The organism is Pseudomonas sp. H1_G08 (genome assembly GCF_054681355.1).
The window spans coordinates 1397422-1413155 of sequence record NZ_CP162822.1 but is presented as its reverse complement, the minus strand read 5'-3'; the positions used below and the strand labels follow the sequence as shown (position 1 = coordinate 1413155).

Annotated in this window: 14 protein-coding genes and 2 pseudogenes; 8 read left to right on the top strand and 8 right to left on the bottom strand. The window is 56.9% G+C overall.

The features are described from left to right. Positions 1-35 precede the first annotated feature (35 nt). Both AB4N85_RS06480 and AB4N85_RS06475 read left to right on the top strand, forming a co-directional pair. Complete coding sequence (locus tag AB4N85_RS06480) at positions 36-1040, top strand: NAD(P)-dependent oxidoreductase (RefSeq protein ID WP_252869301.1); 1005 nt, start codon at positions 36-38, stop codon at positions 1038-1040. A gap of 86 nt (positions 1041-1126) precedes the next feature. Continuing rightward, a complete protein-coding gene (locus tag AB4N85_RS06475) occupies positions 1127-1684 on the top strand; it encodes a GNAT family N-acetyltransferase (RefSeq protein ID WP_150742634.1) in 558 nt (185 codons plus the stop codon). A gap of 39 nt (positions 1685-1723) precedes the next feature. Here the strand turns inward: AB4N85_RS06475 and AB4N85_RS06470 are convergent, their stop codons facing one another. The 3 genes and pseudogenes from AB4N85_RS06470 to AB4N85_RS06460 all read right to left on the bottom strand — a co-directional run bounded on the left by AB4N85_RS06470 (position 1724) and on the right by AB4N85_RS06460 (position 3919). Further along, positions 1724-2296, bottom strand: a complete 573-nt coding sequence (locus tag AB4N85_RS06470) for a hypothetical protein (RefSeq protein WP_095179681.1) — start codon at positions 2294-2296, stop codon at positions 1724-1726. A 102-nt stretch (positions 2297-2398) separates the two neighbouring features. Continuing rightward, positions 2399-2610 (bottom strand): annotated as a pseudogene (locus AB4N85_RS06465) (hypothetical protein); the annotation flags it as partial. After that, positions 2597-3919: an APC family permease gene (locus AB4N85_RS06460; protein ID WP_252869300.1), complete on the bottom strand. Its 1323-nt coding sequence runs from the start codon at positions 3917-3919 to the stop codon at positions 2597-2599. The gene AB4N85_RS06460 and the pseudogene AB4N85_RS06465, both read right to left, overlap by 14 nt. Positions 3920-4465: 546 nt before the next feature. Here AB4N85_RS06460 and AB4N85_RS06455 point away from each other — a divergent pair. Further along, positions 4466-4828, top strand: coding sequence for a DUF6124 family protein (locus AB4N85_RS06455; RefSeq protein ID WP_252869299.1), 363 nt, complete (start codon positions 4466-4468; stop codon positions 4826-4828). 170 nt (positions 4829-4998) lie between these two features. Here the strand turns inward: AB4N85_RS06455 and AB4N85_RS06450 are convergent, their stop codons facing one another. From AB4N85_RS06450 to AB4N85_RS06440, 3 genes are all read right to left on the bottom strand, one after another. Further along, entirely contained in the window at positions 4999-6135 is a 1137-nt protein-coding gene (locus tag AB4N85_RS06450) for a nickel/cobalt efflux protein RcnA (RefSeq protein WP_252869298.1), read from the bottom strand. A gap of 7 nt (positions 6136-6142) precedes the next feature. Next, a complete protein-coding gene (locus AB4N85_RS06445; RefSeq protein WP_016774379.1) occupies positions 6143-6442 on the bottom strand; it encodes a metal-sensing transcriptional repressor in 300 nt (99 codons plus the stop codon). A gap of 374 nt (positions 6443-6816) precedes the next feature. Further along, positions 6817-7710: an AraC family transcriptional regulator gene (locus AB4N85_RS06440; RefSeq protein ID WP_252869297.1), complete on the bottom strand. Its 894-nt coding sequence runs from the start codon at positions 7708-7710 to the stop codon at positions 6817-6819. 272 nt (positions 7711-7982) lie between these two features. Between AB4N85_RS06440 and AB4N85_RS06435 the strand changes: the two genes are divergently transcribed. The 5 genes and pseudogenes from AB4N85_RS06435 (at position 7983) to AB4N85_RS06415 (ending at position 13807) form a co-directional block, all read left to right on the top strand. Then, positions 7983-8495, top strand: coding sequence for a nuclear transport factor 2 family protein (locus tag AB4N85_RS06435; RefSeq protein ID WP_252869296.1), 513 nt, complete (start codon positions 7983-7985; stop codon positions 8493-8495). Between the two features lie 523 nt (positions 8496-9018). Continuing rightward, positions 9019-11049: an alkyl/aryl-sulfatase gene (locus AB4N85_RS06430; RefSeq protein ID WP_252869295.1), complete on the top strand. Its 2031-nt coding sequence runs from the start codon at positions 9019-9021 to the stop codon at positions 11047-11049. A gap of 92 nt (positions 11050-11141) precedes the next feature. After that, complete coding sequence (locus tag AB4N85_RS06425) at positions 11142-11810, top strand: DUF3313 domain-containing protein (RefSeq protein ID WP_252869294.1); 669 nt, start codon at positions 11142-11144, stop codon at positions 11808-11810. Between the two features lie 102 nt (positions 11811-11912). Beyond that, positions 11913-13208, top strand: a pseudogene (locus tag AB4N85_RS06420) (OmpP1/FadL family transporter). Between the two features lie 86 nt (positions 13209-13294). Beyond that, positions 13295-13807 carry a hypothetical protein gene (locus AB4N85_RS06415; RefSeq protein WP_460067426.1) on the top strand — a complete coding sequence of 171 codons (513 nt, stop codon included), beginning with the start codon at positions 13295-13297 and terminating at the stop codon, positions 13805-13807. Positions 13808-13949: 142 nt separating this feature from the next. On the opposite strand, the gene AB4N85_RS06410 is transcribed toward AB4N85_RS06415, so the two are convergent. Together AB4N85_RS06410 and AB4N85_RS06405 are read right to left on the bottom strand one after the other, a co-directional pair. After that, positions 13950-14546: a hypothetical protein gene (locus AB4N85_RS06410; RefSeq protein WP_252869291.1), complete on the bottom strand. Its 597-nt coding sequence runs from the start codon at positions 14544-14546 to the stop codon at positions 13950-13952. 129 nt (positions 14547-14675) lie between these two features. After that, complete coding sequence (locus tag AB4N85_RS06405; RefSeq protein ID WP_252869290.1) at positions 14676-15593, bottom strand: LysR family transcriptional regulator; 918 nt, start codon at positions 15591-15593, stop codon at positions 14676-14678. Positions 15594-15734: the final 141 nt, after the last annotated feature.

The window sequence follows — 15734 nt, the reverse complement described above, 5'->3', positions numbered from 1 at the left end:
AGCACGTTTCAATCCAGGAAAAATGAGGAGGATTCATGCCACTTCATCCCATTCTGTTCATGGGCGGCTCCGGCGCCATCGGCCATCAGACGGCCCGCGCATTGCGCGCGGCGCATCCCGACGTCCCCTTGCTGATCGGCGGACGCGACCTCGCCAAGGCTGAGCAAACCGCCGAGCAAATCGGCAATGCCCAGGGTGTGGTCATCGATGCTCGCGCAGATGATCTGGGGCTGGGTGATCGCCCGGTCAGAGCCATCGCCTTGTTCTACATGGACCATGCCCTCGCCGGGTTGCGCTTTGCGCAAAAGCGCAAGGTGCCGCACCTGAGCATCTCTTCCGGCGTGTTCGAAATCGCCCCGCAGATCGCCAGTTTCATCCACTCGCCCGACGCGGCGCCCATTGTCCTCGGCTACGAATGGATGGTCGGTGCCACCACCGTGGCAACGCTGCACCTCGCCAATGCATTCGCCCGCGTGCACGACATCCACATCCATGCACTGGTCGACGAACAGGACGGCGGCGGCCCGACCGTGGCCGTCGATTTCGAGCACCTGAACAAAATGCTGCCCGCCGCGCTGACCCGCCGTGACGGCGAATTCATCTGGCGTGAAGGCGACGATGCCAAGGTCAGCTTCCGCGCCGTCGACGGCACCACCCTGCAGGGCGCCGGCTTCTCCTCCATCGACGTGACAGGCCTCGCCGCCGCCACCGACGCCCCGAACGTCGAGTTCAACCTCGCCAGCGGCGTCAGCTCGACCCGGCGTCAGGGTCAGCCGATGTCGACGGAGATACTCATCGAACTTGAAGGCACGGATCACGATGGACAGCCATTGCGCACCCGCCACGCCGTGGTTCACCGCGCAGGTGCAGCGGCGTTGACCGGGCTCAGCGTGGCCATGCTGCTGGAGCGACTGGTTGGGCTGGATGGGCAAGCGCCGGTAAGGCCGGGGCTGTATTTCCCGTATCAGTTGCTGGAGGCACAGGTGTTTTTGCAGCGGTTGAGAGAGGACGGTGGGGAGTTGATCGAACTACTTGAGTGAGACGGCGCACAGGTCACTCGACACTTGAACTGCTCGTTTGAGAGAGTACCGGTGCTGCCCGCCACTGCTCGCAAGGATTGATTGCCATGGATTGCATCCCCACGCTTTACACCCGCCGCTTGATCCTCACGCCGCTGCAACTGAGTGATGCAGCGGCGGTGCAACAATTGTTTCCGCAATGGGAGGTCGTGCGCTATCTCGACAGCCGCGTTCCGTGGCCGTATCCGGACGACGGCGCGCTTGTTTACGTCCGCGATGTCGCGCTGCCCGCGATGGCTGCCGCAAAGGAATGGCACTGGATGATCCGCACCCGCGTTCAGCCCGAGAGCTGCATCGGCAGTATTAGCCTGTTTGATCAACCGGGTAACCATCGAGGCTTCTGGCTCGCCCCACAGTTTCAGGGCAACGGCTACATGCGCGAGGCCTGCAAGGTGATCAATGCCTACTGGTTCGATACGTTGATGCGCCCATTGATGCAGGTGCCCAAGGCCGCCGCCAACCGCGCTTCGCGCAAGATTTCCGAAGATGAAGGCATGCGGATGGCTGAAACACGGGACGGCCAGTTTGTGTCGGGGCCGATGCCGGTGGAGGTGTGGGAGATCACGCGCAGCGAATGGCTTGCTGCGCAGACTCAGGACTGCTGAGTTTGACGCCGCGACAGACCCTGCTCGCGGGGTTTTCAGTCATTCCTTCACCTGTTGCGCCTGTGGCATCGGATAGATAACTTGCCGGGAATCCAGATTGCGAATCTCGGATTCGATGGTGATGGTTGATATCTCACGTCCTGGAGGTCCGCTGATGGAGTTGCTGGTTGAGAAATCCACTACGTAACGCTGACCGGCGCGGAACTCGACATCGCGCGCACCGAAGCCGCATTTGGCACCGCCCGTACCCAGCCCGTTCATCGAAACCCAGCACCAACCCAATGAGTGCTTCCCGGGCGTAAGGCGTAGCGCCTGCTTACCGGAAACATCGAGAATTGACGCACGACCGGCGCCCGGCAACGGTTGGCCATCCACTTGCGTGGCCAGCAGCAGTCGGTGAAAAGGCACACCGATAGCGCGAAATTGAGTGGTCGCGAAGTACACAAGCGCAGCGTCGGGAGCGTTATTGGAAAGATCATAAGGCGTCATCGATTCCGGCGCCCATTCGCCCTGGTAATCCTTGTAGTGATAGTTGGAGCAGGCGGTGGTGAAAATGGCTGCCAGCAGAACAGCGGATAGCTTGAGTTGTGAATTGAAAAACGACGAACGCATTGTTCTTCCTTGTTGAGATACCTACGGCCGCTTCGTCAACAGCGGCCGTCTCCGGCGAAAAGTGATACTACTATGCTATCACTCTCATTATCTCAGAGCATCTATCAGCGTGTAGGTCAGCGTGCCCAGAACATCGGGTGGGTCAGCGCAATGAACGTCAGAATCGCTGCGAGCGCGGTCAATAACACTGGCCGCGCCCGTTGCACTGTCGACTCGACCACGGCATGGAATGGCACCAGCCCTTCCTGCTCGTTGTGATGGATCAGCAGCGTCGGCACCACACCGATCGAGCCTGACAACCTAACCAGCCTTACTGATCGCGGAAAATCTGATGCGAGAACAGCCATGCAGCAACATCCCGACAATGATCAGCGCCCCCGCCCGCAACCACGTTTCCCACCCCTGCTGACTGAGCAGCACCAGACACGAAACGATCGCAAGCACCGGAACGAAGGTCGGCACGCGAAAGTGGTCCTCCTCCACCCTGTCGCGACGAAGAACCAGCACCGCCACATTGGTACTCAGAAAAACGAACAGCAACAGCAAAACCACCGTCTCTGCCAACGTTGCCAGCGTGCCTGTGAGTGTCAGGGCAATAGCGACCACGGTAGTTGCAACAATGGCAGCCCATGGAGTTTTTCGTTCAGGCAGAACCGCACCTATAACACCCGGCAACAGCCCCAGGTTGGCCATGCCATAAGTCAATCGACTGGCCATGATCATGGTTAACAGCGCACCGTTGGCCACAGCGATCAGCGCAATAAAAGAGAACAGCGCCGGCGGGATTGCGAGGGTCGATGCGCGGACAACTTCGAGCAAAGGCGCCGACGTGGCCACCAACTTCTCGGTAGGCAACACCGAAGAAGCCGCCACGCCCACCGCCATGTAAACCACGCCAGCGGTGAGCAAAGCCGCGAACAAGGCGCGCGGGTAGACCTTGCGCACGTCCTTGATTTCCTCGGCGAGATTGGCCGAGGTTTCGAAGCCTACGAAGGAATAGAAAGCCAACAACGCCGCCCCCAACACCGCCAGCATGGGACTGACGCCCGGCTTGAACGTGAGCGTCCGCCCCAGATCCGCATCGCCTGTGCGGAAATACCAGACAGCGGCGACGATCACCAAAATCAGTCCGGACAGTTCAATCACGGTCATCACCAGGTTTGCCCCAAGCGACTCCTTGATCCCCCGCGCATTGAGCAGGCCGATAGCCAGAAGAAACACCAGCGCTGCAATCTGCGGCGATACCTCGACGAAGGCGTTCAAGTAATCACCGGCAAACGCCAGCGACAAACCCGCAGCGCTGGTGACCGCAGCCGCCAGCATGCAAAAACCGACCAGGAAGGAAATGAGCGGTGACTTGAAGGCCTTTTCCGCGAATACCGAAGCCGCGCCGGCGTGGGGATATTTGGTCACCAGTTCTGCGTAGGAACCCGCCGTCAACATGGCGAAGAACAATGCGATCAGCAGCGGCACCCAAATCGCGCCGCCCACCTCCCCCGCGATCGTTCCGGCGAGTGCGTAAACGCCCGCCCCCAGAACATCGCCGAGAATAAACAGAAACAGCATCGGGAAAGTGATAGCCCGGCGCAGAGAAGTTTTATCAGTGGGAGCCGTCACGGTCATTCCTTGATTCAGGTGGGTAGGAGCTGGAGGGTTGTCACCTCAAACAATGGAAATGGCGCCGAAAGCAAAGTTCAAAATGTGTGGTGGGGCTTGTGGGCGCGACGCTATAAACATTGCCAACTCGACACCTGTGGGAGCGAGCCTGCTCGCGAAGACCCCAGCCCGATCAACACGAAACCTCAGCCAAAACCAATTCCCTAAACGCCGCGTTTAAAACCGACATCCAGACTGTTCCAGCAAGCTACAACGCCTTGCGCCATTGCCTACGACTACGCCAGAATCCGCCGGCTTGTGCGCCTCGGGCCGTGGTTCTATCGTTGGCCGGTCACTGAAAACAGTGATCGGGTTTGGTAGCCCGCTTTCCACATGGCGCATAACGTCATTCTATGCAGATGCTTTCGCATCGGTTTTATGGTGGCCATGCGCAGGGCGTTTTCGAGCGCGCCGGTTTTTCCATGTGGGCCGGTCTACCAACCTTCGTATGGCCACCACCCTTCGTTTGGTAGCGAGAGTGATGGCTCCCTTGGTCACATATGGAGCTTCACCATGTTCAAAGTCACGCCAAACCCGCCACAGTCGGACGCAACCTCCCCCTACGAATCCCTCGACTCAAAAAAACTCCACGAAGCTGCCGACCGCGCCCTCGACCACTACCTCAAACCCACCGACACCATCAAAACCACGCCCTACCAGACCAGCAGCATGTTCCTCGCCAACCCGAAAACCGCGACTGAAGAATTGCTGGTCAACGCCAGCGAATCGCTAGGCTCCGCCTCGGTAATGCTGAGTGATGTGATCGGGATGGTTGAAGGATCTGCTCGCAAGACACTGCAAGGTATCGCGCAGGTAGTGATGCTCGGCGAGCTCGCGGTTAATCAGGCGTTGGATAACGTCGTGCCGGTCGAGTAATTCTGCGGATGCAGGCGTTCGCTAATGCCTCGCCCCCATCGCGCGCTCCTCGATAGCCCAGCCTTGCGCTGGGCTTTTTGCTCGTCAGTGGCAGTGGTAGTCGTTGTCGTTGGTTTTATGGTTGCGATGGCAACCCTTTGCATCAGTGCCACCGCTGTGCGCAAACGGCCTTATGCGCTCAGGCCAATCCAGCCATGAAAGCCGACATACAGGCCAACGCCAATGATCAGCACGCTGGACAGGTAAGGAGCGCGGCGCGCTACGGTTCCCAGCCACGGCCAGCGATTGGAAGCCTGTCTGGCACCAATGGCCGCAGCGGCACCGACAGTGACCAAAGTCAGCGCCAGGCCGATGCTGAAACACAGGACGAGCATGCCGCCGAGCGCGACCTCTTTGACTTGCAGGCACAGCAACAGGACAGTGATGGCAGCCGGACAGGGAATCAGGCCGCCAGTCAGCCCGAACATGACGATCTGACCCGTGGTCACTTCGCGGTTGGTGAAGCGCTTACGGATGTCGTTGGCATGAGCACGTTCGTGCGCATCCTGATAGCCATCAATCGACAGCTCCAGGCCTTCGAGTTCGGAATGCGCATGCCCGTGATCATGCTCCTGGAACGTCAGGTCGTAATCATGCGAATGCCCGGCGTGTCCAAGGCTCAAGCGGGCGCTGAACTCGTGCGGTTCCGGAATATCCACCGTCGACTGCAGAAAGCCTTCACGCTCGACGAACGCGAACGATTGGCTGCTGCCGTCCGGACGCGTCGCGGTCAGGCGAACATCCGAGGCTGCCCAGGCGTGTCCGCTCAAGGTCTTCAGGCGCCAGTGCGGTGGCATGCCTTCCTCGAAGATCGACAGTTCAACACGGCCATGGCCGGTATCTATTCGGTGCGTTTCATCATGATGACCATGGTCGTGTTCGCCGTGATGGTGATCATCGCTTTGCTCGAACTTGAACATCTGCTCACCGCGCCAGGTACGCCACAGCATCCACAGGGCAATCGCGATGATCAGTGCAGAGGAAGCAAGCTGGAAATACGGCTCAGTGGTTTGAGCATCCAGGCCTTTGCCCAGGTACATGCCGCCGATGGCGACCAGCCACACCACGGCGGTGTGCGAAAGCGTTGCGGCCAACCCCAACAAAACAGCCTGTTTGACCGAGCCACGGATGGCCACGATGAAGGCCGCCATCATGGTTTTCGAATGACCTGGCTCCAGGCCATGCAAGGCGCCGAGCAGAATCGCACTCGGGAAATACAGCCAGGCGTGAGCCCCGCCTTGCTGCAACAGTTCAGCGAAATCGGGCATGTCAGACCTAAAGGTACTTGGTGATTTGTTTGAAGGCTTCCAGCGGTGCGCGCTCGCCATTGCCTAGCGCCGAAACGGTATCTTCGAGGCAGTGGTCGATGTGATCCTGGATGAGCGTGCGTTTGGCCTGGCAGATCGCTTTCTCTACCGCATGAAGCTGCTGGGCGATATCCACACACTGACGCCCTTCTTCGATCATGGTGATGATGCCGCGCAAATGCCCGTCCGCCCGCTTGAGGCGTTTGATGATCGCCTCATGACTTTGGTGGGTGTGGGGATGGCTGTGGTCGTGTTCGTGTTCACTCATGAGTTGAGTCTCAGGGCTCGATGAATTACGCTGGCATCGTATCCCCCCAGGGGGGATTAGGCAAATCGCTTGAACGCCCTGTCAACGAGTTGAAACCTTTAACGCCATGTTCAGCAAAACACTGACAACGACGGTATTAATCGCGCTTGCTCTCGCCATGTTCATGGCCTGGGCCGGGCATACCTATTCGTTGTCAGTCACCTCGGGGCAGCCAGCCTGGGAGATCGCTCAGGACGTCCATCATTCTCACGGCGAAGAGTCGTCATCCAGCCACGACCGGCGATTACCTGAGCGTCAAACAGTAGTCCGGAACACATGGAAAACGAGGCCGCAAATGCGGCCTCGTTTTTTCTGCGCGAAGAAAAGTGCTGGATTCAAATTCCACAAATGTCCGTGCGCAGCCGCCAGGCGTCTTTCGCTGGTGGCATGCCGAACAGACGGGCGTAGTCTCGGCTGAACTGCGAGGGACTTTCATAACCGACTGCATATCCCGCCTCTGCGGCATCGACCGCTTCGATGACCATCAGCCGGCGTGCTTCCTGTAGCCGCAACTGGTTGCGAAACTCCAGCGGGCTCATCGAGGTGATCGCCTTGAAATGCGTATGAAAAGAAGAACGGCTCATGCCGGCGATTTCGACGAGCTCATCTATCCGACACGCTTCGTTGTAGTGGCTGCGCAGCCAGGCAATAGCCTTGGCGATCTGGTTCAAGCGGCTGTCTGCTTGTGCCATCTGCCTGATGATGCTGTTGCCGTTTTCGGTTAGAAGGCGATAAAGCATTTCGCGGATCACCAGCGGAGCGAGCGCTTCGATATCCCGTGGCCTGTCGAGCAGCCCGGCCAGCCGAACCGCAGCATCCAGCAGTTCTGGAGTCGTATCGTTGAGCGTAATGCCTGCCGGCGGTGCACTGACGCTCTCTTCTCTTAGCGGATGGCGCAGCGCAAGTTCACTCAATACAGCGGTATCGAGATCCAGCGCCAGGCACAGATAAGGGACACCCTCACTCGCCTCGATGACCGAGCCCATCACCGGAAGGTCTACCGATGCAATCAGGTACTTGGCCGGATCGTAAACATAGACGGTAGTACCCAGCATCGCTTGTTTACGTCCCTGAGCGACAAGGCAGAGTGTCGGCTCGTACACCACCGGCATAGGCATCGTGGGCGTAGCCGAGCGAATCAGACTGACACCCGGGATCGCGGTGCTGTGAATGCCGTCATCCCGGACGTGACGACCAACGATATCGACAAGCTTTGAAAGGGAATTCAAACACAACTCCATAACGTGGGGATGCGGCGGTTAGACATCTGGTATCGGATGATCAAGCAAGAAATCAGGACGATCCTGCAACAGCCCTCCTCCGCTCATAAGTCACACTTCAGATGAAGCCCAGAGGTACTGCCGGCCAAACCCGCGCCGATTCTTTGCCAAAGCCCCACATAGAGCAACGGCGCGGGAAAACGCAACTAGCGGCTTACAGATAACAACAACGGCCCATCCAACTCGACGGGGCTCATCGGACAGATTAAGGAGCACAGGAAATGACGCTTGTTCAACGCCTCTCTACAGCGCTAGCACTGGTCCTCACCACACTCATCGCAGGGCCGGCGCCCGCCGTGGCCAGCGAACCGACTACGGAACGCAATCGCCAATTCATTGCGCAAGCGTTCAACCAGTGGGCTCAAGGCGGCCGGACGTTCTTCACAGATGTCCTGGCTCCCGATGTGATCTGGACAATCAAGGGGACGAGCCCCTCAGCAGGCACTTATCGGGGCCGAGATGACTTCCTGAAACGCGCAGTACAACCCTTCGCAAAACGGCTCGCCTCGCCCGTTCGCCCGACGGTGACGGATATCTGGGCTGAAGGCGATGACGTCGTTGTGCACTGGAACGGCACCGCCACCGCAGCCGACGGCGCGCCTTATCGCAACAGCTACGTATGGATCATGCGCATGCGAAATATGCAGGCAGTTGAGGTCATTGCCTTTCTCGACCTGGTGCCTTACGACGACGTTATCAGGCGAATTTCGCTTAAAGCGGACGATGTTGAATAGATAAGCCCGCCACAATCGGCTGAAGGATCTGCTTGTAGGAAGCTGCGAGATATTACGCAGGTGGGCATGTCAGCGAATGTCTGCTTTCCGCCAAAAGCGGACATTCATCACCGAGCGCTTTGATGTGGAAAATCTCGTTTGCATGGCCATTTGCAACCGTCTTGATGGTGGTTACCTTTGGCATCGGAATGACCGCTCGTCGCCTTATAACAGCGTGTAAATGGTAATGTTCGGGAATGCAGTTATCGAATGATTTGAATGTGTGACAAATTCCATCTGGCCGTACAACAAATTTACAACCTACTGATATTCCTAGGATTACATGATTTTTCAGGGATTTATCCGAAACCTTTTCATCTCCCGAAACCTTAAGTTTGTCATTACTTACGATAAAATTTGTTTCACTTGATTTCTGAAAATGGTCGAGTTTTCCCTGGCCAACTGCGAATTCTTACTACCTTCAAATGGGCTTGTTCTTTGCGCTTTAGGCTTAGCGCATTCCTACTATGAAGGAGCGTAGAAGATGGTCTTGGAAATTCACTCGAGAGTGCAACGTCAATCCGCAGGGGAATGGCGTTCCTTGAAATTGGCTGGCGCCGCTTTATCGTTGGTAGCGGCCATAGCATTGGCTTCGCAAGCTCTCGCGGCTGACGCGGAAAAGCCAAAGCCTGCCTCGGAAGCCACCAAAGCGGCGAACAATGCGTTGCTCAAAGAGTTGCCGTTCAACGACAAGACATCCTTTGAGTTGGCGCATAAAGGATTCATTGCTCCCTTGCCGTCGACGGTCATTAAAGGCGCTTCCGGGAATGTAATCTGGGATCCAACGAAATACGGATTTATCAAGGAAGGCGAGGTAGCACCGGACACGACCAACCCCAGTCTCTGGCGGCAGTCGCAGCTGATCAACATCTCTGGCTTATTCGAGGTGACTGAAGGTATTTACCAGGTTCGCAACTATGACCTGTCGAACATGACCATCGTCGAAGGCAAGGACGGCATCACTGTCTTCGACCCGCTGATTTCCACCGAAACCGCCAAGGCCGCACTCGATCTTTACTACCAGCATCGGCCGAAAAAACCGGTGGTGGCTGTGATCTATACCCACAGCCATATCGACCACTACGGTGGTGTACGCGGCGTGATCAAAGAAGAAGATGTGAAAGCCGGCAAAGTGAAGATCTACGCGCCCCTAGGCTTCATTGAGCATGCCGTGGCCGAAAACGTCATGGCTGGCACCGCCATGAGCCGCCGTGCCAGCTACCAGTATGGCAACCTGCTGCCGCCTTCACCGACCGGTCAGTTGGGCGCAGGTTTGGGTACCACCACTTCGGCCGGTACGGTGACGCTGATCCCGCCCACCGACATCATCAAGACCACGGGTGAATCCCATGTTATTGACGGCCTGACCTATCAATTCCTGTATGCGCCTGGCAGTGAAGCGCCGGCCGAGATGCTCTATTACATCAAGGAAAAGAAAGCCCTCAATACCGCCGAAGACTCCACCCATACGTTGCACAACACCTACTCCCTGCGGGGCGCCAAGATTCGTGACCCGTTGGCCTGGTCGAAGTACCTGAACGAAACACTCAAGCTCTGGGGCGATGACGTGCAGGTGATGTATGCCATGCACCATTGGCCGGTCTGGGGCAATAAAGAGGTGCGCGAGCAACTGTCTTCCCAGCGCGACATGTATCGTTATATCAATGACGAAACCCTGCGCCTGGCCAACAAGGGTTACACCATGGTCGAGATCGCAGAGCAGTTCAAACTGCCGAAAGGGATCGCGAACAAATTTTCAAACCGTGGTTATTACGGATCGGTGAACCACAACGTCAAAGCCACCTATGTCTTGTACCTGGGTTGGTTCACCGGCAACCCGGCCACGCTGAACGAACTGCCCCCGGAAGAAGGTGCCAAGCATTACGTGGAGATGATGGGCGGCGAGGAGGCGCTCCTGAAGAAAGCCAAGGAGTATTACGACAAAGGCGAGTTCCGCTGGGTTGCCGAGGTGGTCAACCATGCGGTATTCGCCAACCCGAGCAGCCAGGCGGCGAAGAACCTGCAAGCGGATGCCCTGGAGCAGCTGGGTTACCAGGCCGAGAGCGGGCCGTGGCGTAACTTCTACCTCACCGGTGCCAAGGAGTTGCGCGACGGTGTGATGAAGCTACCGACTCCCGATACCGCCAGCCCAGATACGGTACGGGCGATGGATCTGGATCTGTTCTTCGACTTCTTAGCCATGCGTCTGAATGGCCCGAAAGCGGAAGATAAACATCTATCGCTCAATTTTGATTTCACCGATCTCAAGCAAAAATATTCTGTGGAGATGGTCAATGGCGTGCTCAACCATACGGAGGGCGTGGCAGCGAAAGACGCCGATGCGACGATTAGTTTGACCCGCGATACGCTGAACAAGATCGTGCTAAAGGAAACAACGCTAAAAGATGCTCTGGCTTCCGGTGATATCAAGGAAGAAGGAACCAAGGGCAAGCTGGAGGAGCTGGTGTCCTATATGGATAACTTCGATTTCTGGTTCAACATCGTCACGCCGTAACGACCGAGTCAGTTGATGTCGGTCTGCGGTAGCGGTTCAAAACGCCGCCGCAGACCAGCGTCACACCAGTATTTCGACAATGGAGCGTTCTCATGCAATTCAAGACACTCGCTGTACCGTTGTGTGTGCTGTCTCTGGCCCTTTCCGGCTGTGCCAGCAAGTACGTCGACCCCGAGCAGTACTCCGGATTTCTCGGCGATTACAGCGTCCTGAAGGAGGAGAAATCTCCTTCGGGTGCAGCCGTCATGCGCTGGATTGATCCGAAAGTCGATGTCAGCAAATTCACCAGCGTTTACGTCGAACCCAGTCAGCTCTTTCCCAAGCCGCAGCCTACCGCGAAAATCCCGCAAAAGACCCTCAATGGCATCACTCAGTACTACGATCAGACGTTGAAAAATGCCTTTTCCAGCGCATTACCGCTCGCCAGCGGCCCAGGTCCGGGCGTGCTGGTGGTACGCCCGGCTATCACCGCAGCCAGTGCCAAGACCAAGGGGTTGCGTCCGTATGAAGTGATCCCGATTGCCTTGGTGGCTGCTGGTGTCAGTGCCGCCACCGGTATTCGTGATCAGGACACCAGTCTGGCGACCGAAGCCGCGTTTCTCGATGGAAGTGACAACAAACTGGTCGCCGAAGTGGTGCGCAAGGGCGCCGGCGCTGACCTCGACAACTCCGCGCAGGTTCTGCAGGCCAATGACTTCAAAGCGGTGCTCGATGTCTGGGCACGGGACATGGTCAAGTCTTATCAGCAGTTGAAGAAATAGCGCTAACCACGGCCACCTGACCTGAACCTGCCGAGACTGGCGTCACGCGGGTGGCCGTTCTAACGAAAAGCGTTTGGGTCAAGGTTTCGCAGAGGATGCGCTATGCACACAAGCGGCTACGCTCGCCGATTCCAGGGTTCTTTCTTGGCTCTCAGTCTGGGCTTGCTCACCGGTCATACTTGGGCCGGGGGCATTCTGATTTACGAGGCTGGCCAGGAAGGTAATGGTCTTGCCAATGCGGGGGCGGCCGCATTGGCCACCGAACCAAGCGTGCTCATGAGCAACCCCGCCGGCCTCACAGAGCTAAAGGGCACCCAGATCAGCGCCAATGGGCAGTTGATCCTCGGTGACATGCGGTTCTCCCGTGACAGCAACAACCAATTCAATGGCAACGAAGGCGGCAACGCCCTGAAGTATTTGCCGGGCGCCAGTTTCTTCGTCAGCCACCAGATCGATGATCGTTCGGCCATCGGCTTTGGCATGTACGGCAACTTCGGCCTAGCTCTGGATTACGATGACGATTGGGCTGGCCGCTACTTCAACCAGGAAGCGGCGATCATTGGTGTGTCGTTCCAGCCGACATTAGCGCACAAGTTCACAGATGATCTGTCCATTGGCATCGGCCCACGCATCATGTACGCCTATTACCGCAATGAAACGGCGATTAACAATAATCTGCTCGGACTGCGCGACAGTCCAGACGGTCAACTCGAATAAAAGGATACCGACGTTGGTGCCGGCATCAATCTTGGCCTGTTCTATCGCTTGAGCGAACGCACGCAGATTGGCCTGGCCTACACCAGCAAGATCGATTTGGAATTCCAGGACAGTCCCAGCGTGCGCAAAGTCGATAATCCGATCATCAATGCCGCTTTACGGCGCTTGAATGTCGATTCACTGGAACTGGACATGTCGGTGCCGCAAACCGTGCTGCTCAGTGTTGCCCACGACCTTGATCCACAATGGAAACTTCTGGGCAGCCTCGGTTGGCAGGACTGGAGTGAGTTCGGCGAAATCGGCGTGGAGGTCGACGCCAATGCCGCCGACGTCAGTCGAACTGCCAACCGACAGTACAAAGACACTTGGCACGCCTCGATCGGTACCCAGTATCAGGCCACGCCGCGCCTGCGTTGGAGCGTGGGCCTGGGCTATGACAGTTCGGCCGTGGAGGATAAAGACCGAACCGTCGATAACCCGATGGGCGACGCTTGGCGCGTGGCGACCGGGATCAATTACCAGATCGACGACGGACTGGACTTGCATGCGGCTTACACACTTGTGTGGCTAGGCGACATGGATGTGGATCAGACCAAGTCACGTTCGGACACAACCTTATCGGGCACCTATAAGAACGCCGCGTTGCACATCATCGGTGGTGGTGCGACGTGGCGGTTCTGAGGACGATTAAATCACCATGCCTTGAGTGTTTGAACACCATTAGTGTTGATGCAAAGCGGATTTATTGACTTCCAAAGGACGCCGAAATGAGCGCTGTGATGAATAAGGTCAAACATGAATTCCTGAAAGTGCTTCCACCCACCATCTTCTTTTTCGTTATCTTGCATATAGTCGCATTGATTCGTTCACTTATGATCAAAGGGTCTGGAGTGGATCTTCCGGTTTCAGCCTCGGTGCTGATTGCGGCCCTCATACTCGGAAAGTCTGTCTTGGTCGCGGATATGCTGCCCTTCATCAACCGTTTTCCCGATAAGCCGCTGCTCTGGAATATTATCTGGAAGACACTCATGTATGCACTGGTGGCGCTGATCGTCCACTATCTGGAGCGGCTCTACGACTACTGGAAAGAAGTCCCGAACCTCATGGAAGCGAACTCCCTGCTATGGGCGTCGATGAACTGGCCTCGTTTTTGGGCGGTGCAGATATTGCTCATCACGCTGATATTCATGTATTGCGTTATCGCAGAGTTAGCGCGTGTAATTGGAAAGGATCGGCTAAAGGTTATGTTCGTCGGGCCGCTTCCGCCTATACAACGCTAGAGTGCCGAACTGTTTACGCATCACGGATCCGCGACCACTCGGAGCGAACGCTTGGGTAGTTATAAATCGAGATCGAAAGTCTGCTTTTGGCCGAAAGCAGCCATCCAACTATGCCTCACTTTCGGCCGAAGCTGGGCTATCGCTATTCAAGGTCCAGAGTCAACTCTAGGCTCCTGATCCACTCCTCAGATGCGGAATATCTTGCGTAATAAGCGGTTCTCTCTGCTGGACTTAACGATGAAAAAAACGGAAAGAAATGATTGTCGATGTAAAAACCTTGTGCCCCCTGCATGTCACCTCCCCACCAAGACGCGTCGTATCCATCGAAGACCACCCACGGAGGAGGAGCCGCAATATTTGTTTCGCTCAACATGCTTAATAGCTCGGAGCTGTTGGTGATCAGCCGAATCGTAGCGCTATTGAATTCTTTGTATGAAATAGAAAATATAAGTCGTTCATCACTCAGTCGATGTTGAAAGCACGTTACAACCAATCCATTGAACAGTCTTTCATTGATAGGTGAGAACCTTTCGTTGATGAGGTTTTCAAGATCTGCTGTCTCAGCTTTGTCGACGACAAAGCTTGAGTAATAGGCTTGTATTCCCGTAGGAGTCAACGCTGAGAAAACAGGATAATTTCGAGGTCCTCCTACAGTCTCAGTGATCCTGATTCCAAATATAGATTTCAACTCTACGAACGAATAACCAATGATTTGCTCCTCAGGGTTAGTCTTGAACACGTTCTTCATCCGGCCTAACCAGCTCATACAATTTCTCACTTTGCTTCGACGGCTGCATCTGGCCGATTGCTGCCCGTCGCCATGCGCGCCCTGCTGGCAGCCCATGCATTAGCCTCACGAAACAGAGCTTCAGACACCTGAGCCCTCTGCAATCCGCCCTTCCCCCCGCAAAAAATCCACAAACGCCCTCAGCGGCGAAGGCATGTGACGGCGGCCGTGGTAGTAGAGAAACGGGCCGTCGAAGGCCTGCCACCAGTCCTCGAGAATCGGCACCAGTCGACCATCGGAGAGTGGCTCGCGCAGGAAGTCCTCGAAGGTATAGACGATGCCCAGTCCGTTGATGGCCGAGCGAATTTTCAGATCGTGCGACGACGTCAGCAGTTGCCCCTGAGGCGGGAGACGCACGATACGGCCGTCTCGATGGAACTCGAACACGCCGACTTTGCCACTCTCGAAGCGATGGCCAAGCAGGTCATGGCCCGGCAGTTCTTCGGGGTGAGTGGGTGTCCCACGTTCAGCCAGATAGCCCGGGGCGGCCGCCGCGACGAAGCGCTGGCGACGCGGGCCGATGGGCACGGCGATCATGTCCTTGGCCAGGCTCTCTTCATAGCGCACGCCGGCGTCATACCCGCCAGCGTTGACGTCGACGAAGGTGTTGTCCATGACGACTTCGACACTGACCCCTGGATAAAGGCGCAGAAAACGCGCCAGCAGGTCGGGCAACAGAAAACGTGCCACCGGCACTGGCACATTGAGCTTGAGCGTGCCGACCGGGCGCTGAGCGTCGTCGTCCAGATCGTTGAAAGCGGCGTCGATTTCCTGCAAGGCCGGGCGCAGGCGCTCGAGTAATCGCTCGCCGGCGGCGGTCGGCGTGACGCTGCGCGTGGTTCGATTGAGCAGGCGCACGCCCAGGTCGCTTTCCAGCCGGCGCATGCAGTCGCTCAACGACGAGGCGGACAGCCCGCGCTTTTGCGCGGCAGCACGAAATCCCCCCGCCTCGACCACCGCAGCAAATATCGACACATCGGTAAGGTTTGGTTTACGCATGGACTCTTCCTCCGCAAGCGGCTGACTGTACGCCATACCGTACGGGCCATCCACAAATGACCGACTTATCCTCGCGCATTCGTACACCGATACTGCTCGCTCGCCCCGCCAACCGGGAACCTGTCACGCGAATGAGAATCC

Excerpts from the sequence above, each read along its gene's own strand:
- AB4N85_RS06435 (WP_252869296.1), top strand. The coding sequence starts at position 7,983 with ATGACGCTTGTTCAACGCCTCTCTACAGCGCTAGCACTGGTCCTCACC.
- AB4N85_RS06425 (WP_252869294.1), top strand. The coding sequence starts at position 11,142 with ATGCAATTCAAGACACTCGCTGTACCGTTGTGTGTGCTGTCTCTGGCC.
- AB4N85_RS06470 (WP_095179681.1), bottom strand. The coding sequence starts at position 2,296 with ATGCGTTCGTCGTTTTTCAATTCACAACTCAAGCTATCCGCTGTTCTG.
- AB4N85_RS06405 (WP_252869290.1), bottom strand. The coding sequence starts at position 15,593 with ATGCGTAAACCAAACCTTACCGATGTGTCGATATTTGCTGCGGTGGTC.
- AB4N85_RS06445 (WP_016774379.1), bottom strand. The coding sequence starts at position 6,442 with ATGAGTGAACACGAACACGACCACAGCCATCCCCACACCCACCAAAGT.
- AB4N85_RS06450 (WP_252869298.1), bottom strand. The coding sequence starts at position 6,135 with ATGCCCGATTTCGCTGAACTGTTGCAGCAAGGCGGGGCTCACGCCTGG.
- AB4N85_RS06455 (WP_252869299.1), top strand. The coding sequence starts at position 4,466 with ATGTTCAAAGTCACGCCAAACCCGCCACAGTCGGACGCAACCTCCCCC.
- AB4N85_RS06460 (WP_252869300.1), bottom strand. The coding sequence starts at position 3,919 with ATGACCGTGACGGCTCCCACTGATAAAACTTCTCTGCGCCGGGCTATC.
- AB4N85_RS06415 (WP_460067426.1), top strand. The coding sequence starts at position 13,295 with ATGAGCGCTGTGATGAATAAGGTCAAACATGAATTCCTGAAAGTGCTT.
- AB4N85_RS06475 (WP_150742634.1), top strand. The coding sequence starts at position 1,127 with ATGGATTGCATCCCCACGCTTTACACCCGCCGCTTGATCCTCACGCCG.
- AB4N85_RS06430 (WP_252869295.1), top strand. The coding sequence starts at position 9,019 with ATGGTCTTGGAAATTCACTCGAGAGTGCAACGTCAATCCGCAGGGGAA.
- AB4N85_RS06480 (WP_252869301.1), top strand. The coding sequence starts at position 36 with ATGCCACTTCATCCCATTCTGTTCATGGGCGGCTCCGGCGCCATCGGC.